At 67.1% G+C, this 26,231-nt stretch carries 23 protein-coding genes, 1 tRNA gene and 1 pseudogene; 15 read left to right on the plus strand and 10 right to left on the minus strand.

Annotated elements, in window-relative coordinates:
- Positions 1-47: 47 nt before the first annotated feature.
- From fdnG to nrfD, 3 genes and pseudogenes are all read left to right on the plus strand, one after another.
- Positions 48-3,326 (plus strand): annotated as a pseudogene (gene fdnG, locus CUTER_RS02680) (formate dehydrogenase-N subunit alpha).
- Between the two features lie 8 nt (positions 3,327-3,334).
- The gene (locus CUTER_RS02685) at positions 3,335-4,327 is read left to right on the plus strand and encodes a 4Fe-4S dicluster domain-containing protein (protein WP_047259132.1); all 993 of its coding nucleotides are present in this window, start codon (positions 3,335-3,337) and stop codon (positions 4,325-4,327) included.
- Positions 4,324-5,529 carry an NrfD/PsrC family molybdoenzyme membrane anchor subunit gene (nrfD, locus tag CUTER_RS02690; RefSeq protein WP_144412234.1) on the plus strand — a complete coding sequence of 402 codons (1,206 nt, stop codon included), beginning with the start codon at positions 4,324-4,326 and terminating at the stop codon, positions 5,527-5,529. The genes CUTER_RS02685 and nrfD overlap by 4 nt, the downstream gene beginning before the upstream one ends.
- Positions 5,530-5,837: 308 nt before the next feature.
- Here nrfD and CUTER_RS02695 read toward each other — a convergent pair whose 3' ends face one another.
- Together CUTER_RS02695 and CUTER_RS02700 are read right to left on the minus strand one after the other, a co-directional pair.
- Entirely contained in the window at positions 5,838-6,563 is a 726-nt protein-coding gene (locus tag CUTER_RS02695; protein ID WP_047259133.1) for a response regulator, read from the minus strand.
- Positions 6,560-7,699 (minus strand): sensor histidine kinase, encoded by a 1,140-nt coding sequence (locus CUTER_RS02700; protein ID WP_052843997.1) that lies wholly within the window; start codon positions 7,697-7,699, stop codon positions 6,560-6,562. Before CUTER_RS02700 ends, CUTER_RS02695 begins: the two co-directional genes overlap by 4 nt.
- Positions 7,700-7,785: 86 nt before the next feature.
- Here CUTER_RS02700 and CUTER_RS02705 point away from each other — a divergent pair, with 86 nt between their 5' ends.
- Together CUTER_RS02705 and CUTER_RS10995 are read left to right on the plus strand one after the other, a co-directional pair.
- On the plus strand, positions 7,786-8,721 hold the full coding sequence (locus tag CUTER_RS02705) for an ABC transporter ATP-binding protein (protein WP_047260538.1): 936 nt from the start codon (positions 7,786-7,788) through the stop codon (positions 8,719-8,721).
- Positions 8,718-10,307 carry an ABC transporter permease gene (locus CUTER_RS10995; protein WP_052843998.1) on the plus strand — a complete coding sequence of 530 codons (1,590 nt, stop codon included), beginning with the start codon at positions 8,718-8,720 and terminating at the stop codon, positions 10,305-10,307. The genes CUTER_RS02705 and CUTER_RS10995 overlap by 4 nt, the downstream gene beginning before the upstream one ends.
- 100 nt (positions 10,308-10,407) lie before the next feature.
- On the opposite strand, the gene CUTER_RS02715 is transcribed toward CUTER_RS10995, so the two are convergent.
- The 5 genes from CUTER_RS02715 to selD all read right to left on the minus strand — a co-directional run bounded on the left by CUTER_RS02715 (position 10,408) and on the right by selD (position 15,672).
- Positions 10,408-11,217, minus strand: a complete 810-nt coding sequence (locus CUTER_RS02715; RefSeq protein ID WP_047259134.1) for a carbohydrate ABC transporter permease — start codon at positions 11,215-11,217, stop codon at positions 10,408-10,410.
- Positions 11,218-11,223: 6 nt separating this feature from the next.
- Complete coding sequence (locus CUTER_RS02720) at positions 11,224-12,114, minus strand: carbohydrate ABC transporter permease (RefSeq protein WP_047259135.1); 891 nt, start codon at positions 12,112-12,114, stop codon at positions 11,224-11,226.
- 15 nt (positions 12,115-12,129) lie between these two features.
- The gene (locus CUTER_RS02725; protein WP_047259136.1) at positions 12,130-13,425 is read right to left on the minus strand and encodes an ABC transporter substrate-binding protein; all 1,296 of its coding nucleotides are present in this window, start codon (positions 13,423-13,425) and stop codon (positions 12,130-12,132) included.
- A 30-nt stretch (positions 13,426-13,455) separates the two neighbouring features.
- Complete coding sequence (locus CUTER_RS02730; RefSeq protein ID WP_047259137.1) at positions 13,456-14,535, minus strand: ABC transporter ATP-binding protein; 1,080 nt, start codon at positions 14,533-14,535, stop codon at positions 13,456-13,458.
- Between the two features lie 150 nt (positions 14,536-14,685).
- On the minus strand, positions 14,686-15,672 hold the full coding sequence (gene selD / locus CUTER_RS02735; protein WP_047259138.1) for a selenide, water dikinase SelD: 987 nt from the start codon (positions 15,670-15,672) through the stop codon (positions 14,686-14,688).
- Positions 15,673-15,708: 36 nt separating this feature from the next.
- On the opposite strand from selD, the gene CUTER_RS02740 reads away from it, so the two are divergent.
- The 3 genes from CUTER_RS02740 (at position 15,709) to selB (ending at position 18,927) form a co-directional block, all read left to right on the plus strand.
- Positions 15,709-15,805 (plus strand) — tRNA-Sec (locus CUTER_RS02740).
- A gap of 33 nt (positions 15,806-15,838) precedes the next feature.
- Positions 15,839-17,146, plus strand: coding sequence for an L-seryl-tRNA(Sec) selenium transferase (gene selA, locus CUTER_RS02745; RefSeq protein ID WP_047259139.1), 1,308 nt, complete (start codon positions 15,839-15,841; stop codon positions 17,144-17,146).
- Between the two features lie 5 nt (positions 17,147-17,151).
- Positions 17,152-18,927, plus strand: a complete 1,776-nt coding sequence (gene selB / locus CUTER_RS02750) for a selenocysteine-specific translation elongation factor (RefSeq protein WP_047259140.1) — start codon at positions 17,152-17,154, stop codon at positions 18,925-18,927.
- A 60-nt stretch (positions 18,928-18,987) separates the two neighbouring features.
- Here the strand turns inward: selB and fdhD are convergent, their stop codons facing one another.
- The 3 genes from fdhD to CUTER_RS11555 all read right to left on the minus strand — a co-directional run bounded on the left by fdhD (position 18,988) and on the right by CUTER_RS11555 (position 20,673).
- Positions 18,988-19,821, minus strand: a complete 834-nt coding sequence (gene fdhD, locus CUTER_RS02755; protein ID WP_047259141.1) for a formate dehydrogenase accessory sulfurtransferase FdhD — start codon at positions 19,819-19,821, stop codon at positions 18,988-18,990.
- Positions 19,822-19,830: 9 nt separating this feature from the next.
- The gene (locus CUTER_RS02760) at positions 19,831-20,091 is read right to left on the minus strand and encodes a DUF6457 domain-containing protein (protein ID WP_047259142.1); all 261 of its coding nucleotides are present in this window, start codon (positions 20,089-20,091) and stop codon (positions 19,831-19,833) included.
- A gap of 339 nt (positions 20,092-20,430) precedes the next feature.
- Positions 20,431-20,673 (minus strand): hypothetical protein, encoded by a 243-nt coding sequence (locus CUTER_RS11555; protein ID WP_144412235.1) that lies wholly within the window; start codon positions 20,671-20,673, stop codon positions 20,431-20,433.
- A gap of 399 nt (positions 20,674-21,072) precedes the next feature.
- On the opposite strand from CUTER_RS11555, the gene CUTER_RS02770 reads away from it, so the two are divergent.
- The 7 genes from CUTER_RS02770 to CUTER_RS02800 are packed head-to-tail and all read left to right on the plus strand — an operon-like array spanning position 21,073 to position 26,219.
- A complete protein-coding gene (locus tag CUTER_RS02770; RefSeq protein ID WP_047259144.1) occupies positions 21,073-21,375 on the plus strand; it encodes an urease subunit gamma in 303 nt (100 codons plus the stop codon).
- Between the two features lie 43 nt (positions 21,376-21,418).
- Positions 21,419-21,829 carry an urease subunit beta gene (locus CUTER_RS02775; RefSeq protein WP_082121238.1) on the plus strand — a complete coding sequence of 137 codons (411 nt, stop codon included), beginning with the start codon at positions 21,419-21,421 and terminating at the stop codon, positions 21,827-21,829.
- A 9-nt stretch (positions 21,830-21,838) separates the two neighbouring features.
- Complete coding sequence (gene ureC, locus CUTER_RS02780) at positions 21,839-23,554, plus strand: urease subunit alpha (protein WP_047259145.1); 1,716 nt, start codon at positions 21,839-21,841, stop codon at positions 23,552-23,554.
- Between the two features lie 10 nt (positions 23,555-23,564).
- Positions 23,565-24,032 (plus strand): urease accessory protein UreE, encoded by a 468-nt coding sequence (gene ureE, locus CUTER_RS02785; protein ID WP_047259146.1) that lies wholly within the window; start codon positions 23,565-23,567, stop codon positions 24,030-24,032.
- Positions 24,032-24,706, plus strand: coding sequence for an urease accessory protein UreF (locus CUTER_RS02790; RefSeq protein WP_047259147.1), 675 nt, complete (start codon positions 24,032-24,034; stop codon positions 24,704-24,706). Before ureE ends, CUTER_RS02790 begins: the two co-directional genes overlap by 1 nt.
- Positions 24,707-24,723: 17 nt before the next feature.
- Positions 24,724-25,347 (plus strand): urease accessory protein UreG, encoded by a 624-nt coding sequence (gene ureG / locus CUTER_RS02795; RefSeq protein ID WP_047259148.1) that lies wholly within the window; start codon positions 24,724-24,726, stop codon positions 25,345-25,347.
- Complete coding sequence (locus CUTER_RS02800) at positions 25,344-26,219, plus strand: urease accessory protein UreD (RefSeq protein ID WP_047259149.1); 876 nt, start codon at positions 25,344-25,346, stop codon at positions 26,217-26,219. Before ureG ends, CUTER_RS02800 begins: the two co-directional genes overlap by 4 nt.
- Positions 26,220-26,231 lie beyond the last annotated feature (12 nt).

Genomic DNA, 26,231 nt, shown 5'->3' on the forward strand with positions numbered 1-26,231 from the left:
TCCCCCACGGGTGGCTTCGATGCCCTTCGAAGGTATCGTGGTGGACCATGAGGAAGCCAACTTTGCTGAACTGGCCGGTGTTGCGCCAGTTCGAGGACTTGGACCTCTTTGGCCGTGACAAGAATACGAAGTCACGTAAGAGTGAGGAATTGACGCCGCGGACCCACGAGGCCGATGGTGTCTACAAGTCCGTTTGTCCCTATTGCGCGGTCGGTTGCGGCCAGCGCATTTTTGTTAAGAACAACAAAGTCGTTCAAATTGAGGGGGATCCGGATTCGCCGATCTCCCGCGGCCGGCTCTGCCCTAAAGGCTCGGCAACCGAGCAGATGATTAACGCCCCGGGCCGGCACACGGAGGTGCTGTACCGCGCCCCGCACGCCACGGAGTGGACGCACATGAGCCGCGATAAGGCGGTGGACATGATCGTCGACCGCATCCTCGCCTCCCGGAAGAACGGCTGGCAGGATGTTGACGACCAGGGTCGGGTGCTCAACCGGACGATGGGTTTCGCCGGCCTGGGCGGCGCCGTGCTCGATAACGAGGAAAACTACCTCATTAAGAAACTGTTTACCGCGCTCGGCGCGGTGCAGATCGAGAACGTCGCCCGTATATGACACTCGGCGACTGTTCCCGGTCTGGGAGCATCGTTTGGACGCGGCGGCGCGACCCAGCCGCTGCAGGATATGGCGAACGCTGATTGCGTCGTCATTCAAGGGTCAAACATGGCCGAAAACCACCCGGTGGGATTCCAGTGGGTGATGGAGGCCAAACTGCGTGGCGCGCGGATTATCCACGTCGACCCGCGATTTACGCGTACCTCCGCGGTGTCGGATCGTCATATCCCCATCCGCGTGGGATCGGACGTTGTCCTGCTCGGCGCCTTGATTAACTACATGCTCGTCAACGAGCTGTATTTCCGGGATTATGTGGTGGCCTACACGAACGCCGCCACGCTGGTGAAGGAGGACTACCAGGGGCCGGAGGACCTCGACGGGCTGTTTTCCGGGCTCGATGAAGACACCGGCGAGTATGACAACGCCACGTGGCAGTACCAGCACGCCGGCGACGGCGAGGTGTGGAACTACCGCCGCGATGAGACGCTTGAAGACCCGAACACGGTCTTCCAGATCCTCAAGCGGCACTACTCGCGCTACACCCCGGAGATGGTGGAACGAGCCTGCGGTATCTCCGTCGAGGAGTTCGAATACCTGGCCCGTTCCATCGCGGAGAACTCGGGCCGGGAGCGCACGACGGTGTTTGCCTACGCCCTCGGCTGGACCCAGCACACCCTGGGCCCGCAGGTGATTCGTGCCGCGGCGGTGTTGCAGCTGCTCATGGGCAACATCGGCCGCCCGGGCAGCGGCATCATGGCGCTGCGCGGCCACGCCTCCATTCAGGGGTCAACGGACATCCCGACGCTGTACCACCTCCTGCCCGGCTACGTGCCCATGCCGTCGGTGGCCCACACCTCCTTCGACGAGTGGGTCAACGCCACCGGCGACTACCACGGCAAGGGATTCTAGTCCATGGCCAGGGCATTTAACACCAGCCTGCTCAAGGCCTACTTCGGTGACGCCGCCACGAAGGACAATGACTTCGGCTACCACTGGCTGCCGCGCATCGACGGCAAGCACGGCACTTACCAGACGATGATGAACATGGCCGACGGGTTGGTCGAAGGATATCTGGTCTTCGGTCAGAACCCGGCCGTGAGCTCCATCAACGGCAAGCTGCACCGCAAGGCGTTCCGCACCGCTAAGTGGATGGTGGTCCGGGACAAGGAGATGATCGAGACCGCGAACTTCTGGCGTAACTCTCCGGAACACGAAACCGGCGAGGTCACAGCCGAGGACATCGGCACCGAGGTGTTCTACCTGCCGGCGGCCGCCCACGTGGAAAAGGCCGGCTCCTTCACCCAAACCCAGCGCATGGTGCAGTTCCGCGAGAAGGCCGTCGAACCGCCTGGGGACGCCCAAAGTGAGCTGGACTTCTTCTTCCAGCTGGGCCAACGCCTGCGCGAGCGACTCGCCGGGTCGACGGACCCGCGTGACCGCGCTCTGCTCAACATGACCTGGGACTATGCCAGCGCCGCGGATCCGTTGCGCGCGGACCCGGAGGCGGTGCTCGGTGAGATCAACGGCTACTACCTCACCGGCGAGCGCGCCGGGCAGCCGTTGGACAAGTTCGTGGACATGAAGGACGACGGTTCCACGTCCGGCGGGTGTTGGATCTACGCCGGCGTGTACGCGGGTGGGGTCAACCATGCCGCGAAGCGCACCCCGGCGAAGAGCCCGACGGACCCGGCCCCGGACTGGGGTTGGATCTGGCCGGCGAACCGTCGCGTGCTGTACAACCGTGCGTCGGCGGACCCGCAGGGCAGGCCCTGGTCGGAGCGCAAGAAGTACGTGTGGTGGGATGAGGCTGCCGGGCAGTGGACCTCCACCGGCGACGTGGTGGACTTCCCGGCTACCCTGCGCCCGGACTTCGTTGCCGACCCCGCCGCCCAAGGCGCCGGCGCGCTGTGTGGCACGGACGCGTTCATCATGCAGGACGACGGCAAGGCGTGGCTGTTCGCGCCGAGCGGCGTCGTCGACGGGCCCTTGCCTGCGCACTACGAGGCGCAGGAGTCCCGAGTGGCGAACCCGCTGTACAACGTGCAGTCCTCCCCGTCGCGGGGGTTGTACTCCCGGTCGGATAACCTCCAGACCCCGCCGGTGGGCTCGGATGGTTCGCAGGTGTATCCCTTCACCTTCACCACGTACCGCGTCACCGAGCAGCACGGCGCCGGCGGCAAGTCCCGGTGGGTGCCCTACCTGGCGGAGCTGCAGCCGGAGCAGTTCTGCGAGGTCTCCCCGGAGCTCGCCGAGCTGCGCCGGCTTGAACACGGAGGGTGGGCCACCATCATCACGCCGCGCTCGGCCATCGAGGCCCGGGTGTTGGTCACGGAGCGGATGAAGGCGCGCACCGTTGATGGGAGGCAGTTCCACCAGATCGGCCTGCCGTTCCATTTCGCCAACTACGGCGAGGGCGCGGAGGTCACCGGTGACTCGGCCAATGACCTCATCGGCGTGACCCTGGAGCCGAACGCGTCGATCCAGCAGGCGAAGGTCACGGCCTGCGACATCCAGCCGGGCCGACGCCCGCGTGGTCGGGCGTTGACGCAGTTCGTCGCCGCCTACCGCGAGCGCGCCGGGATCACTGCCGAGACCGGCATGGACCGCGTCCTGGTGCCGGGCGAGCCCGAGCGGGACTTCGACCCCACCGGTGTGCAAGGCGGCCCGTGCGCCGAGGACGACACCACTGCCGAGAAGCCACAAGGAGCGTGAGGAAACTAATGTCGCGACTACTAGAATCCACCGCCCCGGGCTATCGGCTCGACGAGCGCAAGGCGTTTTTCACCGACACGTCCATCTGCATCGGCTGCAAGGCCTGCGAGGTGGCGTGCAAGGAATGGAACCGGGTGCCGCAGGACGGCGATTACCAGATGCTGGGGTCCTCCTACGACAACACCGGCGACCTGGGCGCGAACACGTGGCGCCACGTGGCCTTCGTCGAGCAGTCGAAGGACAAGATCGACGCCGCGCGGGAGTCCACGAAGCAGTTGGTGGGCCTCGGCCTGCCGAGCGTGGGCGCGCCGACGCCGCCCGCGTCCACTCGCACCACCCCGCCGGACACCCCGGATTTCCGCTGGCTCATGGCCTCGGACGTGTGTAAACACTGCACCAACGCCGGCTGCCTCGACGTGTGCCCCACGGGTGCGCTGTTTCGCACCGAGCACGGCACCGTCGTCGTGCAGGACGACGTGTGCAACGGATGCGGTACCTGTGTGGCGGGCTGCCCCTTCGGCGTCATCGAGCGACGCGACTCCGGCGGAGTGTCTGTGCGCACGTCCCGGCACCCGGTGGGGGAGGATTTCACCGTGGGGGAGAAGGCCCCCATGAAGAATCAGGGCGTGGCCCAGAAGTGCACGCTGTGTTACGACCGCATCAAGGTTGGCGACCGGCCGGCCTGCGCCCAGGCCTGCCCGACCACTTCTATTAAGTTCGGCACCCGCAACGAGATGCTGGACGTGGCGCGCCGACGCCTGACCGAGCTGCACGCCCAGGGCATCACCGAAGCCCGGCTGTACGGGGCGAACGAGGACGACGGCGTCGGCGGCACCGGCTCTATCTTCCTGCTGCTCGACGACCCGGAGGTCTACGGCCTGCCGCCGTACCCGGAGGTGCCCACCCGACGCCTGCCCGGGCTGTACACGTCCATGCTCAAGGCCGCGGTGGGCATGGCCGGCGTGTTCACGGCCAGCTTCCTGTTAGGAGGACACAAGTGAGAATCCCGAAAGTGATCCCGGACATCGTCAACCGGGTCACCGGCCGTTGGGCTCCGCCGGGGTCAGATCCGGAGCTGTCCAAGGGCAAGCCTCGCCTGCACCTGGATTACGCGGACCGAGACACCAGGCGTGAGCAGGCGAAGTCTCGTCGCGCGCGGGGTGGGAAGCACGGTGGCCTGGAGCGGCCGATGGTGCCCAAGGCGGTGTTTAGCTCCTACTACGGCCGGCCGATTGTCAAGGCCCCGCCGTGGGGCTGGCCGATCGGCGGCTACCTGTGGCTCGGCGGCATCGCCGGCGGGTCGGGCATGCTTGCCTTCGGCGCGCAGCTCATGGGCAATGAGCGGCTGCGTCGCTCCACGTCCCTCGCCGCGTTTTTCGCCTCCGGCGTGGGGTCGTTGGCGCTGGTTGGTGACCTGGGTCGCCCAGAGCGGATGCTCAACATGTTCCGCGTGTTTAAGGTGACCTCGCCGATGTCCGTCGGCTCCTACATCTTGGCCTCCTTCGCCACGTCTGCGTCCTTCCCGGCCTTAGCGGAGATGGACAAGATCCTTACCGGCTGGGGCGTTCCCCTGCCTTTGCCCGACTGGGTGCGCCGCCTGCTGCACCAGGCTGGGGTGGCGGGAACCCCGCTGGCCGGTACCTTCGGCCCGTTGTTGGCCACGTACACCGGCGTGCTCTTCGCGGACACCTCGGTGCCGGCGTGGAAGCACACGGGTACCCGGCTGCCGATGCTCTTCGGCTCCTCCGCCGCTCTCGCCTCGGGTGGGGTGGCGATGGTCGGTACTCACCCGGAGGACGCGCAACCCGCCCGCATCGTCGCGCTGGTGGGCGCCGGCACCGAGCTGGTGACCATGCACCGCATGAAAGAGGAGATGGATCCCACCGTGCGTCAGGCCTACGAGCTCGACGAGCCGGGGATCCTCCTCGGCATTGCCGAAGCCGCCGTGATCGTCGGTAGCGTCGGGACGTTCACCGCCCAGGTATTGTCCGCTCTGGACAGGGCGCCGAAGGTGAACCGGGTGGTGTCGATCGCCTCCGGGTTGGCGCTGGCGCTGGGCTCTGGATTCACCCGCTTCGGGGTGCTGCACGCGGGGCACAACTCGGCCCACGACCCGCGTTACGTCATCGCTCCGCAACGCGCGGCGATGGATTCCGACCGAGCCGCCGGCCGCGTCGACGAGAACATCACGACCCTGGCTTAGGCCGGGCGCCGCCCGCCCCCCTTCGTTGCACATCGGGAAAAGAATCCCTAGCGAAATGGGGGGGCGGTGTTACCCTCGAAAACAGGCAGTCCCTGTTTTTTCGGGTTGTGTCTTGTCCTCGGATGAGTGGGATGAGGGCAGGTGGCGCGTTCGGGTGGCGGTGGCTGTGTCTCCACGCTGTGTCAGCGTCTACCTAAGGAGGAAGCTGTGTCTCAAGAATCCTGGATGATGGTTGTCATCCTTTTCCTGTTCATCTACTCGGTCATCGTCACCCTGCTGTACCTGCGGCAGTCGAAGATGGTCACCCGCTAAGCACCCGGCGCGTGGGTGAGGAGGTCCGCCCGGTCCACGAGCCCTGCGCGCAGAGCGAAGAGGACGGCGTGGACCCGGTCGCGGCTGTCGGTTTTCATGAGGATGTGCCGGACATGGGTCTTCACCGTGGCCATAGAGATGAACTCCGTGGTGGCGATGTCGTCATTGGAGTACCCCAGGGCGATGAGCCGGAGCAGGCCGCGTTCCCGGTCCGTCAGGCTACCCAGACGTCGGCGATCGGCGTCACTCGGTGCGGGCGGGCGCGCGCTGTCGGTGCTGCGGGCGGCGGCGATGACATGTCGGGTGACTCGCGGCGCTAGTACCGCGTCGCCGGCGTGCACGGTGCGGATGGCGCTGAGTAGTTGTTCCGGCTCGGCGTCTTTCAGCAGGAAGCCACTGGCCCCGGCATCGAGGGCGTCGCAGACGAAGCTGCGGTCGTCGAAGGTCGTGAGCATGATGACCCGGACGTGCGGATCTTCGGCGAGCAGCCGGGCGGTGGCGGTGATGCCGTCCATATCCGGCATCTGGATGTCCATGAGCACCACGTCGGCGGGTGGGGTGGTGGGCGTGGGCGCGTCGGTGAAGAGCTCCGCGCCGTCGCCGGCGCTGAACACCACCGCCATGTCGGGTTGGGAGTCGACGAGCAGCCCGAAGCCGGTGCGTACCAGCAGTTGATCGTCGACGAGCCCGACGCGGATCGGGTCGTTCGTGTGCGCGCTCATCGGGGGATGGTCACCTCCACGGTGAAGGAGTCGGCGGAAGCGTGGTGGCGCAGGGAGCCTCCGTGGGTTCTGGCTCGCTCGGCCATGCCGATGAGCCCATGGCCGCTTCCCGGGGTGGTCGGTGCGCGGTGGGCGAGGGGATTCTCGGCGTTGATGGTGATGGTCTTAGGATCCACAGCGAAGTGGATGTTCCCGCGGCGGGAGCCGTCGGGCCCGCCGGCGTAGCGCAGCATGTTCGTCACCATCTCCTGGGTGATGCGGTAGCAGGTCAGTTGCGTCAATTCCGGCAGGTCGTCGGCGGCGTCGAGCAAGTCGCCGAGGCCGGTGACGCTGAGCGTGAGACCGGTCGCCTCAGCTTCGCTCAGTAGGGTGCCGAGCGCGTCGAGGGTAGGTGCGGCGCGTCGCACCCGCCCAGAGGCATCGTCGTCTGAGCCTTCCTCCCTAAGGACGGTGAGCAGGCCCCGTAGCTGGGTGAGTGCCTGCCGGGATTCCGTCGCGATGGTGCCGAGAGCCTGCGCGGCGACGTCGGGGTGATCGGCGGCGGCGAAGCGGGCTCCGTCGGCCAGGGCGATGACGCCGCTGAGCGCGTGGGCGACGATGTCATGCATCTCCCGGGCGATGCGGGTGCGTTCCAGAACTGCGGCGAGCTCGGCGCGTTCGCGTAGCAGCGCCTTTTCGTTCTGTTGGCGCAGGGCGTCTGTGCCGAGGCGCCAGAAGAACGCCAGGATGATGGCGCCGGCGACGCTGGCGATGGCGATGAAGTAGAAGCTGTGCGGTTCGACGTGCCAGGCCGCGCCGACCGCCCCGGCCCCCAGCCAGCACATCCACAGTGGGTGCAGGCGGCGTGGCGTGGCCGACGCCGCGAGGTAGGCGGCGTAACACGCGGCGGGCGCGAGCATGACGGGCTCCGGCCCGGCGGGGAACACGAGTTGGATGCTCAGGGCTGTGCCGACGATGACGAGTGCCACGACGGGGGCGCGGTGGAAGAACACCAGCGCTGCGACGATGATCCCGAGGACAACGGCGGCGACGGCGTCGGGCAGCACGCGGTAGTGCCATAGGGAGGGCACGGTGGCCGCCGCCACCAGCAGGATCATGACGATCCGCATCGGGGCGCCGATGTGGGTGCTTCGCATGGGTGAAGGCTAACCCAGGCCACGCCCTCGCGAAATCATCCCGCGGGCTGATGTAGTGCTGAGACGACGTTTCTAGCGTGATCGGTATGGCACAGATACCCACTGACACGATCGTCACGCGAGGGCTGACAAAAACCTTCGGCCGCGCCCGCGTGCCCATCGTCACGGACCTCAACCTCGTTGTTCCCCGCGGGGCGGTGTACGGATTCATCGGCCCCAACGGCTCGGGCAAAACCACCACCATGAAGATGCTGTTGGGGTTGGAACAGCCCAGCGGCGGCGAGATCGACCTGTTCGGCACCACCTTGGCCCCGAACACGTGGCGCAGGCTCATCGCCCGCTGCGGCGCCCTCATCGAAAACCCGCCCGGTTACGGTCACCTCACCGGACGGGAGAACCTGCGCATTGTCCAGCATCTTCGAGGCGTGGATGACCGGCGTATCGACGACGTCATGGACCTGGTCCGGCTTCGCGATCACCAGCACAAACTGGTGCGCACCTACTCCTTGGGGATGAAGCAGCGCCTGGGGATCGCCATCGCGCTGGCGCACCACCCGGAGTTAGTGATCCTCGACGAGCCGACTAACGGCCTGGACCCCGCCGGCATCGAGGAGATCCGGCGGCTCATCGCCAGCCTCAGCGAGCGTGGCGTGACCGTCCTCGTGGCCTCCCACCTGCTCGACGAGGTGGAGAAAGTCACCACTCACCTCGGCATCATCGGCGCCGGGAACCTCATCTTCCAAGGCACGCGCGCTGAACTCATGGCGCACACCACCGCCGATACGCTGCTGACCACCCGCACTCCCGTCGACACCGCGGGGCTCAGCGCCTCGACGGGCGTAGAACTCGCCGAGGAGCCATCCGACGGCGGACAGCCGCGTTACCGCGTTTCCGGCGTGGCGGACGTGGGGGCGCTGAACACGCTGCTCGTCAACCGTGGGGTTGAGGTGACCAGCCTGCAGCAGGTCACCCCCAGCCTGGAAGATGTCTTCCTGCGCCTGACCGCGAAGGCGCAGCTATGAGTCAGACCACTTACCCGAGCCGGGCCACGGCGCTGCGCGCCGCACTCATGACGTTGAAGAGGCAGCGGCTGCCGCTGGTCGTGGCCAGCCAGATAGTGGCGGTGGCGGCCCTGGCATTGCCGCAGCTGCTGCGCGACGGCGCGGCCGACGACACGGCTTTCTGGCCCAAGCTCATGCTGGCGATCGGCTTCTCGGCGGCGCTGACCTACCCGATCCTGGTGGCGGTGCTAGCCAGCATCGTCATAGACGTGGAGCACCGGGCATCGAGTTGGAACCTGTGGGCGGGGTTGCTCTTCCCTCCGGGTCGGCTCGCCCGCCTCAAGGCTGTGTTCGCCCTGGTGGCACTCGCCCTGGTGGTAGTAGGGCACGCGCTCGTGGTGCTCGGTTGCGCCGCCACGCGGGGCATCGACACCTCCGCTCAAGACGTGGCCCGGCTAGCGGTGATGATGGTCAATGTGTGGCTGGTGTCAGCGTGCTTGATGTGGGTGCACTTGGCCGTGGCGTTGGTGTTTCGGAGCCAGCTGGGCAATATCGGCCTCGGGATCGTCGGCGCGTTCATCGGGGTGTATTCGCTGCTGACGTCGTCGAAGGTGACCTACCTTCTGCTGTGGGGTTACTACTCGCTGGGCTTGGGCATCAGGATCTCACCGGCCACCGCGGCCTACTCACCGTGGCCGGAGCACCTTCTACGCGTCGGGGTCAGTGCCGTGGTGTTCGCCTTCGGCGCGGTGGTGTTCTGGTGGTGGACCGGCCGGCTGGCGGGTATTCCGGCCACGCCGGCGATCACCACACGTCGACGCCAGTCCGCCTCCACCGTCACCCATGCCGGCACCACCCGGGCGCCGCGGCGTCGAAGCCTGCTCGCCGCGGAGATCATCAAGCTACGCCGCAGCGCCGTGACGCCGATCATCGGGATCATCGTCGTCATGACCGTCGTGACAGGGGCGGTGAACTATGCCAACAACACCGAAGTCCTTTCACCCGGCTGGGATTCCTACATTTCGCAGGTGACTCTGTTCTACGGGCTGATCTTCGCCGGGCTGTGCGCCTCGACGATCACCGCCGCCGTGTGGCGCGGCGAGCACACCACCAACTCGTGGCCCATGATGGCTACCACGCCGGTCACCCCGGCGCGGCTACTCCTGGCGAAGGCGGGGGTGGTGTGGCTGGCCATGGCGGTGGTACAGGTGCTGCTGGCGGTGGCCACGTACGTCGGCGGGGTGATCCTCGGCCTAGGGGGCGCCGCGCCGGTAAGCCTCGTCGTGTCGCTGGTGGCGTCCTTGTTGGCGACGATCCCGCTCATTCTCCTCCAGACGGTGCTCAGCGCCCGGATTGCTAGTTTCGCCATCCCGATTGGCATCGGGTTCGTCGGAATCGTGATGGGCATCCTGCTGAGTCTGAAGGGCGCCGCGGCGGCGACGTTCTGGCCGTACTCTCAGGTCACCCTGGCAATTCTCATGACGTCGACGGCCACACAGCTTCATTTCTCAGCAATGGCCATCGTCGTTGGTGTGGTGGCGTTGAGCGCGGTGGGTATCGGCCTGCTAGCCTTCGGCGCCGGCTGGCTGGTGCGTCGGGTGCGCTGACCGTATGCGGCGAAAAGCGCCGCATACGGGATATACGAATGGCGGGAGCCACCTCGAGGGGTGATTCCCGCCTTCGTGTTAGACCAACGCCGAGCGGATGTTACTTGATGCCGGCGCGCATGAAGGACTGCACGAACTGCTTCTGCAGGGCGATGAAGAAGATGAGCAGCGGCATGACCACGATGAAGGTACCGGCGGTCAGCGAGGCGAAGTCGATACCGGACTCCGGGGCGAGGAAGCGCACGATACCCACCGTCAGCGGGCGGGCGTCGGCGGTGCGGGTGATGACCAGCGGCCACAGGAAGTTATTCCAGTGGAAGGACACCGAGATGAGCGCGAACGCCACGATGGACGGGCGGCACAGCGGGATGTAGACGCTCCACAGGACCTTGAAGCGGCCGAAGCCCTCCATCTCTGCGGCTTCGACGAGCTCCAGCGGCACCGTCTTGAAGCTCTGTCGCAGCAGGAAGATGGCGAACGCCGAGGCCAGGTAGGGAAGCGCGATGCCGGGCAGGGAGTCCACCAGCTTCAGCTCGGCGACGAGCTGGTAGTTCTCGGAGAGCATGATCTCCGGGTAGACCACCAGCTGGGCCAGCACGAGGCTAAACAGCACCCCGGAGCCGGGGAAGTCGAAGCGGGCGAAGGCGTAGGCGGCGAGCACGCCGAACACCACCTGCGAGGAGGTGAGGATGAGCACCAGCAGGATCGAGTTGCGGTAGTAGGTGCCGAAGGGGGCGGCGTTCCACACGTGGATGATGTTGTCTATGGTCCAGCCGTGCGCGAGGTTCCAATCGTTCGGGTCCACGCGGAAGGCCATAACCATGACGAACAGCAGGGGGAACACCCAGATGAAGGCCACAATCCAGGCAATGATGACCGAGATGCGGTTCGCAGTTGTGTTGGTTTCCATGACCGCCTACCTGTAGTGGATTCGCTTGTCGGAGACACGGATCTGGACGATGGCCACGATGAGCAGGACGACCACCAGCAGCACCGTCACCGCCGCGGCGTAGCCGTCGCGGAACTGGCTAAATGCCAGCTTCCAGATGTGGTACAGCAGGAGGTTCGTGGTGTTGTTCGGCCCGCCCTGGGTGAGCACGAACAACAGGTCCACCTGCTTGAAGGCGTTGGCGGTGGCCATGACCGCCACGAACAGCGTGGTCGGCATGAGCATCGGCCAGGTGACGCGGCGGAAGTTGTAGAAGTCGCTCGCGCCTTCGATGAGGGAGGCTTCCTTCAGCTGCGGGTCGATGCTCAACAGGGCCGCGATGTAGAAGAGCACGAACAACCCGGCCTGCTGCCACACCGAGACAATCATGACGGCCGGCATGGCGGTGGCGACGTCGCCGAGCCAGTTGCCCATGAAGTGCCCCAGACCCACGGCCTTGAGCAGCTGGTTGAGCAGGCCGAACGACGGCTGGAAGAAGTACAACCACACCGCGCCGGCGGCCACCACGGGAAGGATGGTCGGGCTGAGCAGCATGGTGCGGGCGAAGGAAGAACCACGGACCACCTTGACCACCAGCAGGGCCAGGCCAAGGGCGACGAAGATGGTAGCCGGGACGGTGACCACGGCGAAGATGAAGTTGTTCCACAGCACCTGGTGGAACACCGAGTCGCTGGCCATCTCCGCGTAGTAGGTGAAGGTGAATTCCCCGCGCTTGTTGAACAGGGACTTCCACACGGACAGGACGAAGGGAAGCAGGGTGAACCCGAAGAGGATCACCATCGCCGGGGCAATGACCGCGTAGGAAAACAGCGCGTCCTTGCGGCTCTTGCCCAGCTGATCAACGGGAGGTTTCGACATGGTGGGCGACCATCCTTACTGGTAGTCGCGCAGGATGCCGTCGATCTGCTCCTGGCCCTGCTTGGTGGCGTCCTCCGCGGAGGTGCCATTCATCGCGGCGGCTAGCGCGTCGGCGATGGCCTGCTCGACGGCGCCTCGACGGTAGGGAGACAGCTCGGCCTGCGCGTACTCCAGCTGCTGGTAGGCGACGTACGCCTGCGGGAAGTCGGCCACGTAGTCCTTGAGGGTCTGAGTCTGCCAGGCGGCGTCACTCGGGGCGACGTAGCCAGAGGCGACGGTCCATTCGGCCTGACGCTGCGGGTCGGTGAGGAACTTGGCGAACTTCACCGCGGCTTCCTTCTGCTTGTCGGAGGCGTCGGCGAGGACGTAGTAGTTGCCGCCGCCGGTGGGGGTGCCGAACTGCTCGTTCTGCTGCAGGATGGACACGCCGAAGTCGAAGTTGGCGTTCTTGCGGATGTTCGACAGCTGGCCGGTGGTGGTCCAGATGATCGACGCGTTACCGGCGGTGAACTCGTTGGGCAGGGTGCCCCAGGCGACGGTGCCCGGCTGCTGGACGCCCTCGTCGGTGAGCTTCTGCAGGAACTTCACGGCCTCGACGGACTTCGGGTCATTGAACTTGACCTCGGTGCCTTCCTCGTTGTCGAGCTTGAGGCCGTTCTGCAGGGTCAGGGCCTGGAAGATCCAGGCGCCATTCGGGTAGTCGGAGGGAAGCTGGACCGCCCAGGTGGTGTCGGACTTCTCCTTGAGCTGCTTGCCCATGGTGACTAGCTCGTCCCAGGTCTGCGGCGGGACCTCGGGGTCCAGGCCGGCCTGCTTGAAGTGGTCCTTGTTCCAGATCTGCACGACGGTGGAGCGCTGGAAGGGGATAGAGGCGACCTTGCCGTCGAGGGTGGAGTTCGCCAGGAAGGCCGGGTGGAAGGAGTTCAGCCACTCGGTGTCGTCGGTCAGCTCACTGATCGGCTGGATGAGGCCCTCGTCGTTCATGGTCTTCAGCTCGGCGGACATGAGCACGGCCGCGGCCGGGGCCTCGCCGCCGTCGATGGCGGCCTTCACCGCGGCGACGGTCTGGTTGTAGTCGCCGGAGTACACCGGGGTGACGTCGATGTCGGGGTTCTCCGCCTCGAAGTCCTCAACGAAGCCGTTGACCACGGCCTCCAGCGGGCCGCCCACGTTAATGGGGTAGTAGAAGTCAAGCCGGGTCTTGCCGTCGGCGGTGGTGTCGCTGGCCCCACCGCAGGCGGTGAGGGAAAGTGCTGCCATACCGGCGGCGAGGGTGACCGCCAGGACGCGCCGTGCCTTGTTAAACAACATGGTTGTGCCTTTTCTCGTTCGTGAAGGGGGTTAGACGGTTTCGGGGGCGAGGAGGGCGCGTTCGTCGGCGTCGAACCAGCGCACGGTCTCCGGGCGGGTGTACAGGGTGATGGTCGACCCGGTCGCCGCCTGCACCGACGGTTCGGCGCGGATGGTCCACGCGGAGCGTTCGACGTTGTCCAGCTCGACGAAGAAGAGCCGGTCCGCGCCGAGCATCTCCTGGTGCATAACCGTGGCAGAGGCGAAGGCGATGAGCCCGTCGCCCGGGGCGAGGCGGATGGTCTCCGGGCGCACTCCCAGCTTCAGGCCGGTCGACGGGGCGTTGGCCGGTGCCGGGAAGGCGTAGTCCTCGCCGTCGGCGACGTTGAGGATGTTCATCGGCGGGGAGCCGATGAAGCGCGCCACGGCCGTCGACGACGGCCAGTTGTACAAGGTCTCCGGCTGGGCGTACTGCTCCACGTATCCCTGGCGCAGAAGCATGACCCGGTCCGCCATGGTCATGGCCTCCACCTGGTCGTGCGTCACGTAGAGCACGGTGAGGTTCATCTCCTGCTGGATGCGGCGCAGCTCTCGGCGCATTTCCGCACGCAGGCGGGCGTCGAGGTTGGACAGCGGCTCATCCATAAGCACGAGGTTGTGCCCGGAGACCAGTGCACGGGCCAGGGCGACGCGCTGACGCTGGCCGCCGGAGAGGGCGGCGGGCTTGCGGTCCAGCAAGGTGTCGAGCTCGACGAGCCTGGAGATCTCGTCGGTGCGCTTGTCCCGCACCGCCGGGTCCACCTTGCGGGCCTTGAGGCCGAACTGGATGTTCTCCCGCACCGTCAGGTGCGGGAAGAGGGCATAGTTCTGGAACACCATGGCCAGCTCGCGTTCGGCGGCTGGCACGGCAGTCACGTCCTTATCCCCGATGATGATGGATCCCTTAGTGGATCCTTCCAGGCCCGCGATGAGTCGCAGCAAGGTGGACTTGCCGCAACCGGAGGGACCTAGGATGGCGACGAACTCTCCGCTCTCAACGTTGAAACTCATTTCCTTGAGAACGTCGTTGGCCGTCTTCTTCTTTGCGTCATAGAACGTCTTGGCGACGCTCTCTACGCGAATCGACGTCATGGAACTTCCTTTCCACAATGAACCCCGCTCAGGGCTGCGAAGTCAACGTAATCCGCGCATATGAACCCCATCTAATATCTAGACAAACTTCCAAGACCAAAATGGCTACCGTCGGTAAACCCGAGGTAGCCAAATCGTTTCGTCGCTCGCTTAAGAAATGGTGATAACCCCCGCGTCGCCGGCGGTGGTCTCGCCGATGACGGGATAGCCCGGGATCTCGCCGACCACGAGCAACCCACCGGAGGTTTGCGCGTCGGCGAGCAGCAGCAGCGTCTCCTCGTCGATGCCCTCGGCGCGCAGGTGCGGGCGCACCCAGTCCAGATTGCGCCGTGAGCCACCGGACACGAACCCGGCCTTGAGGGATTCGACGGCCGCCTCAAGCGTGGGCACCGCCGCGGCGTCGATCCGCGCCGAGACGCCGGAGGCGCGCGCCATCTTGTGCAGGTGGCCCAGCAGCCCGAAGCCGGTGACGTCGGTGGCGGCACGGATGCCGCGCTCGACGGCCGCGGCCGACGCTTCCCGGTTCAACGTGGTCATGAGTTCCACGGCCTCCGGGAAGTTGTCGCCGGTGGCCTTGTGCCGGTTGTTGAGGATGCCCACGCCGATCGGCTTGGTCAGCGTCAGCGGCAGTCCGGCTTCTGCGGCGTCGTTGCGCATGAGGGAGTTCGTGGCGGCCAGGCCGGTGACGGCCATGCCGTAGATGGGTTCCGGCGAGTCGATGGAGTGCCCACCGGTGACGGTGATGCCGGCTTCGGTGGCGGCGTCGAGGCCGCCGTGCAGCACCTCCCGCATGAGTTCGCCAGGCAGCACGTCGCGGGGCCATCCCAGCAGGTTAAGGGCGGTGAGCGGCACTCCGCCCATGGCGTAGACGTCGCTCATGGCGTTGACGGCGGCGATCTTTCCCCACGTGTAGGCGTCGTTGACGACGGGAGTGAAGAAGTCCGCGGTGGAGATTACCGCCCGGTCATTGTCGATTCTGACGGCGGAGGCGTCATCACCGTCGTCGAGGCCGACGATGACGTTGGGGTCGGTGAATCCGACGAGCCCTGCGACGGCCGATTCCAGCTCTCCGGGCGGGATCTTGCACGCGCATCCGCCGCCGTGGGCGTAGTGAGTCATGAGATAGCTATCGGTCATAGGCCCAACCATAGGCCTTTGCTAGTGTTGGTCGGCGGAGGCGTCCGTGCTCCTGGTGGACACCACGGTCTTCAAAACCGATGAGGCCCGAGTATCTCGGCCTGGCGGGTTCGATTCCCGTCCGTCTCCGCCAGCCGTCGCCTTTGACTGGTGGGAAAGGACAGCCGTGACGGACCCACGCCGGCGCATACCGCGCACCGATGACCTGCTTAAACTCCTTGAGGGATCGCCGCTCGCGCCGCACCGGCGCCGCGCTATTGTCGCTGACGCGCAGGCACGGGCCCGGAGAGGGGACCTGGCGCCGGAGGCCGTCGCCGAGGAGGTGCGCGCGGCGGTGGCGTCGACGCGTGCCAGTTCGCTCACCCCCGTCCTCAACGCAACGGGGGTGGTGGTGCACACCAATATCGGCCGGGCCGCGCTGAGCGAGCACGCCCAGCGCGCGATGTGTGAGGCCGCAGCCTATGCCGACGTTGAGCTTGACCTTCTCGCTGGAGAGCGCTCGTCCACCCGGGGCGCCGGCACCCGCCAGGCGCTGCTCGCCGCGTGCCCGGCCGCCGAGGACGCCCTCGTGGTCAACAACGGCGCCGCCGCGTTGCTGCTGGCCACCACCGCGCTGGCCGACGGTGGCGAGGTGGCGATCTCCCGCGGCGAGCTCATCGAAATCGGCGCCGGCTTCCGCCTGCCCGAGCTCATCGAGTCCGCCCGGGTGAGTCTGCGCGAGATCGGTGCCACCAACCGCACCCACGTTCACGACTACATCCGCGCCGCCGAGCGCCCCGACTGCCGGGCGATTCTCAAGGTCCACCCCTCGAACTACCGAGTGGAAGGGTTCACCGCGAGTGTGACCACGGCCCAGTTGCGTGAGGTGGCCGACGCCCACGGCGTGGCGCTCATCGTCGACGCCGGCTCCGGGTTGCTGCGCCCCGACACGGCCCTCCCAGACGAACCTGACCTCGATACCGAACTGCGCGCCGGGGCGGACGTGGTCATCGCCTCCGGGGACAAGCTGCTCGGCGGGCCCCAGGCCGGCATCCTGCTCGGCCGCGCCGAGGTCATCGCCACGCTCAAGAAGCACCCACTGGCCCGGGCGCTGCGCATCGACAAGATCCGGCTGGCCGCCCTGGAGGCCACGCTCAACTTCGACGACGTCCCCGTCGCCGACTACCTGCACGCCGATGAGCACACGCTGCGCGAGCGCGTCGAGGCCGTCGCCGTCACCTTGCGCGCCGGGGGAATGAACTGCGATGTCGTGCCCCACGACGGGCGCGTCGGCGGCGGCGGTGCCCCCGGTCACCCCTTGCCCGGGTGGGCGCTGCGCCTGCCGCAATCCCTGGCGGCACCGCTGCGCACCGGCTCCCCGGCGGTACTACCGCGAGTGCACGACGGCGCCTGCCTCGTGGACCTGCGTTGCGTCCCACCCGCGTCCGACGCGGTGGTGGCCCGCGCCATCCTTGCAGCCGGGAAGGAAGGCTAACTCGGATGTTCGTCGTCGCCACCGCCGGGCACGTAGACCACGGCAAATCGACCCTGGTGAAAAGGCTCACTGGGCAGGAGCCGGACCGGTGGGAGGAGGAAAAGCGCCGCGGCCTGACCATCGACTTAGGCTTCGTGTGGACCACCACCCCGGCGGGGCGCGACGTCGCGTTCGTCGACGTCCCCGGCCACGAGAAGTTTCTCGGCAACATGCTCGCCGGGGTGGGGCCGGTGCCGGCGGTGATGTTCGTCGTCGCCGCGGACGAGGGCTGGCAGGAGCAATCCAGCGACCACCGCGACGCTATCGATGCGTTCGGTATCAGCCACGCCGTGGTGGCCATGACCCGCGCCGACCGGGCCGACGCCCAGCGCCGCGCCGACACCCGGGCCCAGATCGCCGCCGAGCTGGCGGGCACCACGCTGGCCGACGCCCCCGTGGTGGAGGTCTCCGCCCGCACTAGTGAGGGGATCGAGGACCTGCTCGACGCCCTCGACGCCATGCTGGCCGAGCTTGCTGCCCCGGACCCGGATGCCCGCGTCCGGTTGTGGCTGGATCGTTCCTTTTCTATTACCGGTGCCGGCACGGTGGTCACTGGCACACTTACTGACGGCCGGATCGCGGTCGGCGACGAGCTGGACCTTGCCGGCCGACGGGTCACCGTGCGTGGGGTGCAGTCCGAGGAACGCGCCCTATCAGAGGCCACCGGCACTGCCCGCGTGGCGGTGAACCTGCGCGACGTGGCAGCCGATGAGGTCGGCCGCGGCGACGTGCTCACCACCCCCGGCGCCTGGCACGTCACCAGCAGCGTCGACGCCCGCCGCCTCACCGGCGAACCATTCACCCGCGCACCCCGCGAGGTGGCGCTCCACCTCGGGACCGCGGTGGTCACCGCCGGTGTTCGCCCCCTCGGCGACACCCACGTCCGGCTCACCTTTGACCGCGCCTTGCCAGTAGCGGTGGGGGACCGGCTGGTGCTGCGTCGACCCGGAAGCCGGCACGTCTATGCCGGGGTCGCCGTCCTCGACGTCGATCCGCCAGAACTATCGCGCCGAGGAGCCTCTGCCGCCCGCGCCGAGGCTCTGGCCCAGTACCCCCTTACCGGAGACGTTGCCGCGGAGGTGCGCCGCCGCGGCGCCATCCGCCGCTCGGAGCTCGTGCGCTTCGGACTCAACCCTCCGGCCGACCCGCCGAAGGGCGTCGTAGCCTTCGGCGAGTTCTGGGTGCAGGCGAAGCAGGTGCTGCGCTGGCGCGACATCCTCACCGACGCGCTCACCCGGCACCTCGCGGCGAATCCGCTGTCTGCTGGGCTGAGCCGAGGTGCCGCCCTGGGGGCACTCAACCTGCCCGACCCCGCCCTGCTACCCCTGGCGGTCGCCGCGGCGAAACTGACCCACCGCGACGGGATCATCGCCCGCCCGGAGGCCACCGTGGACCTGGGCGCGGCCGAAGCCGGGGTCGCGGAGCTGGAACGACGCCTGCGTGCCGACCCCTTCGCCGCGCCCGAGGCTGACGACCTCGCCCGCCTCGGGCTGGGAACGAAACAACTTGCGGCCGCGGAACGCGCCGGGCGCCTGCTACGCATCGCCGACGGCGTCGTCCTGCTGCCCGATGCCGTCGAGCGTGCCCGGACCATCCTGAGCGGTCTCGATCAGCCATTCACCGCCTCGGTCGCTCGCCGAGCGCTGGGCACGACGCGCCGGGTAGCCATCCCGCTGCTGGAGCTGCTCGACGCTCGCGGGGTCACGCGGCGCGGGGCGGACAACACCCGCGTTGTGCGCTAGGTTCTGTTTTCTCGGTAGGTTGCGAACGTTGTCTGGCGGGACATAACAGCTAACCGCTCGTCACAGTTGAGAGCGCGCCCGCGCAGGCTCCCCGGCGTAGAGGTTGAACCTGTTGGCGGAGGTGAACCCGGCCAGCGACAGCCCGGTCTCGCGGGCGAGGTCGATAGCAAGCGAGGACGGAGCAGATACCGCCACCAGGGCGGAGAATCCTGCCATGACTGCCTTCTGCGCCAGCTCGAATGAGGCCCTCGAACTCATCACGAGGATGAGTTCGGCGGCAGGCAGGCGCCCGTCGAGCAGCAGCCGGCCGATCACCTTATCGGCGGCGTTGTGCCGGCCGATGTCCTCGCGGATGACGATCGGTTCGCCGTCGAGGGTGAAGGCCCCGGCGGCGTGCAGCCCACCGGTGCGGCGGAACTGTTTCTGTTCGGCACGAAGCTTGCCGGGAAGCGTCATCACCACTCGTGGGTCCAGGGTCACTGGTGTGATGGGGTAGGGGACCTTGCCGAGGATGGCCTCCACGGAGGTGGAGCCGCACACCCCGCACGCGGAGGTGGTGGTGCTCAGTCGGATCGCGGTGGCCGGGACGGGTACGCGGAGATCGGCCTCTAAGAGGTTGTAGGTGTTTGCACCGTCGTCGCCGGTCGCGCCGGCGCAGTAGCGCGCTTCGGCAACGTCCTCAGGCCCGGCGACGATGCCCTCGCCGTGGAGGTAGCCGTGCAGAAGTTCCACGTCATGCCCGGGGGTGCGCATAGTGGTGGTGATGGTGCGACCGCCGGCGCGGATCTCCAGGGGCTCTTCCACGGTGACCGTGTCGCCGCGGGTATCGCGTCGCAGCTCGCCGTCGTCGAGGGTGAACTTGTGGACCTTGTAGGAGCGCGAAATCCGACTCACGGGCGGGCCTTAGTCAGCGTCGGGCAGTAGCGCCTTGATGGCGTCGATGCGGGCGCGCACCCCGTCAGCGTCGCCCCCCTGGGCGCCGGCGGCGTAGCCGACGAGGAAGGCGGTCAGCGGAGCAGCGGGGCGTGACGGGCCGTGGTGAGCGATGACCTTGGTGAGCGCCAAGAGGTCGGGCACGAGCTCGGCAACCAGGTCGGGATCGGTGTCCAAAGCGTGTGCGGCGTCGTTAAGCCATTGGTGGGTGGGGGTGAGGTCCTCAGCCATGGGTGCTCCTGGAGAAAAGGCAACGGTGTCGGTTCCAGGGTAACCGGTCGCCGCCCGGTGGTGTTCCCGGGATGGGGGCCGGCGGTGCTCGCGTTCGCGGGGTCGCCCTCGTCATCGTGGGTGTGGTTTAGATCTTCACGGTGGACGGGCTCAGAGCTGCACGCAGGGAGCTGGCCTAAGCGCAAATGAAGACGCCAGCACCCGCACGCGGAGGGTCGTGCGCTGGCGGCTATCGCCTCCGTCGCGCGTCGTTACCGCGCCCTCGTTGTTTTCGCGGGACGTAGGCATCGAGGGGCCGCCACCTCCGAGCGCCAATACCGGCCGCAGGGGGCAGGAATACTAAAGCACCGGTTCGGCAGTCACTCGCTGTCGTGCTGTGGCGCCGGTCGCATCGTGCTGGGGCTTAGGAGCGGGCAGAACCTTGGTGAAAAGCGGCGTGAGGAACACGGCCACGGAAGAAGCCACACCGATAACCGTCGCCTGGGCCACATTCTGGGGGAAGGGGTACAGCGTGAGCGCCACTGCGACGTTCTGGGATCCGAGGCAATACTCCGCACACACGCCCACAGCGCACGCGACCACGGCACATACGACCACGGCGCGCGGCGTCGGACGCCTTCCGGGTGTGGAAGCCTCGCAACAGTGCCACCTCCACGAGCATGAGCAGTGGCAGGGTAGGCGGCAGCTCGCCGGTTTTGATGATCTCCACCAGGAAAAAGGGGCGTGGTGAAGGCGATGAGGTACAGGTAGATAAGAGGTGTCATGGTGCCAGGTATCTCCTTTCGCCGCGATGCTGAAGGGTTACTCACCAGTCCGAGGCGCAGGAGAGCTCGCTGGGTGGGGCGCGGCCGCCGGAAAAACCCGAAAAGCTCCTGCTGAGAGGCCATCCGATGTGTTTGAGTAGGTACCAATAGCGGGACAGGTATATGCTTTTGTGCGCCAACATCGTCCGCCATCAATGAACCGGAGACCACCCCCGCCATGCACCTCAGCCCGAGCGAACAAGAGAAGCTCCTCATTGTCGTCGCTGCCGATCTCGCCCGTCGGCGCCAGAGCCGCGGCCTGGCCCTGAACTACCCGGAGTCCGTCGCGATCATCACTTATGAGCTGATGGAGGGTGCCCGAGATGGCCGCAGCGTCGCCGAGCTCATGAGCTACGGCACCACCATCCTGCGCCGCGAGGACGTTATGGAGGGAGTGGCGGACATGATCGAATCCGTGCAGGTGGAGGCCACCTTCCCCGACGGCACCAAGCTCGTCACCGTCCACAACCCGATCCGCTAACCACCAGCCGTACACCAGCCAAAGAGGAAGGCACCCTGTCGTTATGCGCCCCGGAGAATACATCTTGGCCAGCGAGCCCATCGTCCTCAACGAGGGTCGGGACACCATCGAGATCGAGGTCATCAACCGCGGGGACCGTCCCGTGCAGGTGGGCTCCCACTACCACTTCGCGGAAGCCAACACGGGATTGAGCTTCGACCGCCGAGCCGCCCTGGGGTTCCGCCTCGACATCCCGGCCGGCACTGCCGTGCGCTTCGAGCCGGGCGACGCCCGCACCGTACGGCTGGTCGCGTTAGGCGGCAAGCGCCGCGTTCATGGCTTCCACAACCTGGTCAACGGCTGGTTGGACCCGGCCACCGAGCCGCCCATCGAGCGCCTCAACCTGGAGGACTACGACTTCATCGCTGGCGGCGCGAATACCGCCCGGCCCAACGTCATCGAGAAGAACGCCTAGGAGGGCACCATGAGCTATGAGATTTCCCGCGAGGCCTACGCCGGGCTGTACGGGCCCACTGTCGGGGACTCGGTTCGCCTGGCGGACACGGAGCTGCTGGCCACCATCGAACATGACCACACCGTCTACGGCGAGGAGGCGACCTTCGGCGGCGGCAAGGTCATCCGCGATGGCATGGGACAAAACTCCCGCCACGTGCGCGACGAGCACGTGCCCGACCTGGTCATCACGAACGCCACGGTCATCGACTACACCGGTATCTTCAAAGCCGACATTGCGGTGACCGACGGTTACATCACCCAGATCGGCAAGGCCGGCAACGCGGACATCTCCGACGGGGTGGACATCACCATCGGCGTGGCCACGGACATTATCTCCGGCGAGGGCAAGATCATCACCGCCGGCGGCATCGATACGCACATTCACTTCATCAGCCCCGACCAGGTTCCTACCGCGCTCGCGTCGGGTATTACGACGATGATCGGCGGTGGTACCGGCCCCGGCGAGTCCACCAAGGCCACCACCATCACCCCCGGCGAGTGGAATATCCACAACATGCTCAAGGCGGTGGAGGACTACCCCATGAACATCGCCCTGCTGGCCAAGGGCCACGGGTCGAGGGTCGCGCCGCTCGCAGAGCAGATCCGCGCCGGCGCCGCCGGGCTGAAGGTGCACGAGGACTGGGGTTCCACGCCGTCGTCCATTGACACCGCCCTGAAGGTGGCTGACCAGTTCGACGTTCAGGTCGCCATCCACACCGATACCCTCAACGAGGCCGGCTTCCTGGAGTCCACCGCCAACGCCATCAACGGCCGCGTCATCCACACCTTCCACACCGAGGGCGCCGGCGGCGGCCACGCCCCGGACATCATCCGCCTGGCGGCGCTGCCCAACGTGCTGCCGGCGTCGACGAACCCGACGCTGCCGTACACCCGCAACACCATCGAAGAGCACCTGGACATGCTCATGGTGTGCCACCATCTCAACCCGGACCTGCCGGAGGACGTCGCCTTCGCGGACTCGCGCATCCGTGCAGAAACCATCGCTGCGGAGGACGTCCTGCACGACTTGGGCGTGTTCTCCATCACGTCCTCAGATTCGCAGGCGATGGGCCGCGTCGGCGAGGTCATCACCCGCACCTGGCAGGTGGCGGACTCCATGAAGCGCCAGCGCGGCACCCTCCCGGAGGATGAGGCCATCGTGGGCGATAACTTCCGCATCCGCCGCTACATCGCCAAGTACACCATCAACCCGGCCATCGCCCAGGGCATCGACCAGTGGGTCGGCTCGGTGGAGGTCGGCAAGTTCGCCGACCTGGTCGTGTGGGACCCGGCCCGCTTCGGCGTCAGCCCGGAGATGGTTCTCAAGGGCGGCCAGGTGGTGCTCGCCGCCGTCGGCGACGCCAACGCCTCCATCCCCACCCCGCAGCCGGTCATGTACCGCGAGTCCTTCGGCGCCCACGGCAGCGCGGTCCACGATAGCTCCATCACCTTCATGTCCCAGGCCTCCATCGAGGCCGGGGTGCCCACGAAGCTGGGCCTGCGCAAGAAGGTCCGGGCCGTCCACGGTATCCGCACGCTGAGCAAGGCGGACATGAAGCTCAACGACGCCACGCCCGAGCTGTCCGTGGACCCGGAGACTTACCAGGTGGTCGTCGACGGTGAGCCCATCACCTCGCAGCCCGCCGAGACCGTTCCGCTGGCCCAGCGCTACCGCCTGTTCTAGGAGACCTACCGTGATTATCACCGCCCTCGCCGGCAACACCCAGGAGATGGATCTCGCCGGCTACCACGTAGAGAAGGTGTGGCTGCCCAGTGCGGAACTGGTCAAGCGCATCCAGCGCGTCACCACCGACCACGGCCGGGAGATCGGCATCCGCCTGCCGGCCGGTTCGCCGGACCTGCGCGACGGCGACATCCTCGCCATGGAGGCCGATAACGCCGTCGTCGTCGCTGTGCTTCCCACCGACGTGCTCGTTATCGCCCCGCGCAGCATCACCGAGATGGGCCAGGTGGCGCACGCCCTCGGCAACCGCCACCTCCAGGCACAGTTCTTCGACGCAGACAGTGACTACGCCGCCGAGGTCATGGTGGTGCAGTACGACCACACGGTCGTCGACTACCTCGATCAGCACAGCGTGCCCTACACCCGCCAGGACCGGGTCATGGCCGTGCCCTTCCGCCACGCGGAGCACACCCACTAATGACCGCGCGCACCGGCCTCATGGCCGCCATGCAGCTCATGGATTCGGCGCTGCCCACCGGCGGCTTCGCCCACTCCTTTGGCTTCGAGTCCTATCTGGCCGACGGCCGCATCGGCGACGCCGCTACCTTCGCCACCTGGCTTGAGGCCTACGTGCGCCACCAGCTCACCTACGCCGACGCACTGGCCATCCGCCTCGTCTTCGACGGTGCAGACGTGGTGGAGCTAGACCATGAGCTCACCGCCGCCGCGGTGCCGCAGCAGGTGCGCGACGCCAGCGCCGCCATGGGCAAACGGCTGCTGACCATCTGCCGGCAGAACTACCCGTCGGCCGCGTTGGATTCCTACGGCTCTGCCGTCGACGCCGGAGCGGCGTTCGCCCACCCGGCGCTGGTGTGGGCGCTGTGCGCGCGCGACGTGGGGCTCACCGCGGACGCCGCCATGACACACCACCTGTACGCCACGGCCATCACGCTTACCCAAAACGCGGTACGCGCCGTGCCGCTGGGGCAAAACGCCGGCCAGCGCATCCTGCGCGACGCCCACGGGTGGGTGGACGCCGCCGTCGACGCCGCCCTGAGCCTCGACGCTGCCGACCTGGGATTGGTGGCGCCCGGGCTGGAGCTAGCGCAGCTGCGCCACGCCCGCCTGCATTCCCGCATGTTTATGAGTTAGAGGAGATACTTCACCCCATGAGCACGAACGAACCTGTCATCGTCGGCATCGGCGGCCCCGTCGGCGCTGGAAAGACCCAGCTCATCGAGCGAATCACCCGGGCGCTGGCGGACACCATCGACATGGCCGCCATCACCAACGACATCTACACCATCGAGGACGCGAAGATCCTCGCCCGCAACTCGGTGCTCGCCGAGGACCGCATCATCGGCATCGAGACCGGCGGCTGCCCGCACACCGCCATCCGCGAGGACACCTCGATGAACGAGGCCGCCATCAACGAGCTCAAGGCCCGCCACGGGCACCTCGACCTCATCTTCGTCGAGTCCGGCGGCGATAACCTCTCCGCGACGTTCTCCCCGGAGCTAGTGGACTTCTCCGTCTACATCATCGACGTCGCCCAGGGCGAGAAGATCCCCCGCAAGGCCGGCCAGGGCATGATCAAATCCGACCTCTTCGTTATCAACAAGACGGACCTCGCGCCGTACGTCGGCGCCGACCTGGAGGTGATGAAGCAGGACTCCCGCGGATTCCGCGGCGATAAGCCCTTCGCCCTGACCAACCTCAAGACGGACGAAGGCCTGGACACCGTGCTGGACTGGATCCGCCACGACGTCCTCCTGCTGGACCTGCAATCATGACCTCCCCGGCCACGGGCCGGCTGGAGTTGAGCATCGCCCGGCGCCCGGGGGAGCGCAGCTACGCCGCCGCTCAGTTCCACTCCGGGGCGCTGCGGGTGATGCGCCCGCACTACCTCGACGACTCCGGCCAGGTCACCTACACCATCCTCAACCCCGGCGGAGCCTACCTAGGAGCCGACCGCTACGAAGTGAGCATCGACGTGGCCGACGGGGCGTCGCTCATGCTTACCACCCAGTCCGCCACGAAGGTCTACCGCACCCCGCAGGGCCCGGCAGTGCAGGACATGCAGGTAACGGTGGGCGAGGACGCCATCTTCGAGTATCTCGCCGACCCGCTCATCGTCTACCGCGACGGTTCCTACCGCCAGCGCACCGACATCACCGTCACCGCCACCTCCCGGGTCGCCGTCGCGGAGATCCTCACCCCCGGCTGGTCGCCCACCGGCGAGCCCTTCGCCTACGACGAGCTGCGCCTACGCACCGCCGTCCGGCTGGCCGACGCCCGCCCGGTGGTCATCGACAACCTGCGCATCCTGCCTGACGCCGCCACTGGCACCGACGCTGACCTCGGCGTCATGGAGGGTTTCACCCACGTCGGCCAGCTGCTCCTCATCGGGCCGCGGGTGTACGACGCCGTCGACGAGCTCACCGCGCTTATCGACGCCTGCGGCGCGCCGGTCGGATCCGAACGACCCACCCTGCGCGCCGGGGTAACCCGAGCGGGCATTGCGTGGGCCGATGCCCCGCAGGCGGTCATGATCCGCGCCCTCGGCAGCACGACCGCCGAGCTGGAGGACATGTTGCACCGCGCGGTGGGCATCGCCCGCGCCGCCGACACCGGCCGCGGCCCGGTGCGCCTAAGGAAATTCTGACCATCCACCCCT

Source organism: Corynebacterium uterequi, from assembly GCF_001021065.1.
In the GTDB taxonomy this organism is placed as follows: domain Bacteria; phylum Actinomycetota; class Actinomycetes; order Mycobacteriales; family Mycobacteriaceae; genus Corynebacterium; species Corynebacterium uterequi.

Coding starts and splice junctions, on each gene's coding strand:
- ureG (WP_047259148.1), top strand. CDS start 24,724: ATGAGCACGAACGAACCTGTCATCGTCGGCATCGGCGGCCCCGTCGGC.
- CUTER_RS02695 (WP_047259133.1), bottom strand. CDS start 6,563: ATGAGCGCGCACACGAACGACCCGATCCGCGTCGGGCTCGTCGACGAT.
- CUTER_RS10995 (WP_052843998.1), top strand. CDS start 8,718: ATGAGTCAGACCACTTACCCGAGCCGGGCCACGGCGCTGCGCGCCGCA.
- CUTER_RS02700 (WP_052843997.1), bottom strand. CDS start 7,699: ATGCGAAGCACCCACATCGGCGCCCCGATGCGGATCGTCATGATCCTG.
- selD (WP_047259138.1), bottom strand. CDS start 15,672: ATGACCGATAGCTATCTCATGACTCACTACGCCCACGGCGGCGGATGC.
- CUTER_RS02720 (WP_047259135.1), bottom strand. CDS start 12,114: ATGTCGAAACCTCCCGTTGATCAGCTGGGCAAGAGCCGCAAGGACGCG.
- CUTER_RS02790 (WP_047259147.1), top strand. CDS start 24,032: ATGACCGCGCGCACCGGCCTCATGGCCGCCATGCAGCTCATGGATTCG.
- CUTER_RS02800 (WP_047259149.1), top strand. CDS start 25,344: ATGACCTCCCCGGCCACGGGCCGGCTGGAGTTGAGCATCGCCCGGCGC.
- selB (WP_047259140.1), top strand. CDS start 17,152: ATGTTCGTCGTCGCCACCGCCGGGCACGTAGACCACGGCAAATCGACC.
- CUTER_RS02685 (WP_047259132.1), top strand. CDS start 3,335: ATGTCGCGACTACTAGAATCCACCGCCCCGGGCTATCGGCTCGACGAG.
- CUTER_RS02770 (WP_047259144.1), top strand. CDS start 21,073: ATGCACCTCAGCCCGAGCGAACAAGAGAAGCTCCTCATTGTCGTCGCT.
- ureC (WP_047259145.1), top strand. CDS start 21,839: ATGAGCTATGAGATTTCCCGCGAGGCCTACGCCGGGCTGTACGGGCCC.
- CUTER_RS02705 (WP_047260538.1), top strand. CDS start 7,786: ATGGCACAGATACCCACTGACACGATCGTCACGCGAGGGCTGACAAAA.
- CUTER_RS02725 (WP_047259136.1), bottom strand. CDS start 13,425: ATGTTGTTTAACAAGGCACGGCGCGTCCTGGCGGTCACCCTCGCCGCC.
- CUTER_RS02715 (WP_047259134.1), bottom strand. CDS start 11,217: ATGGAAACCAACACAACTGCGAACCGCATCTCGGTCATCATTGCCTGG.
- CUTER_RS02775 (WP_082121238.1), top strand. CDS start 21,419: ATGCGCCCCGGAGAATACATCTTGGCCAGCGAGCCCATCGTCCTCAAC.
- CUTER_RS02760 (WP_047259142.1), bottom strand. CDS start 20,091: ATGGCTGAGGACCTCACCCCCACCCACCAATGGCTTAACGACGCCGCA.
- CUTER_RS02730 (WP_047259137.1), bottom strand. CDS start 14,535: ATGACGTCGATTCGCGTAGAGAGCGTCGCCAAGACGTTCTATGACGCA.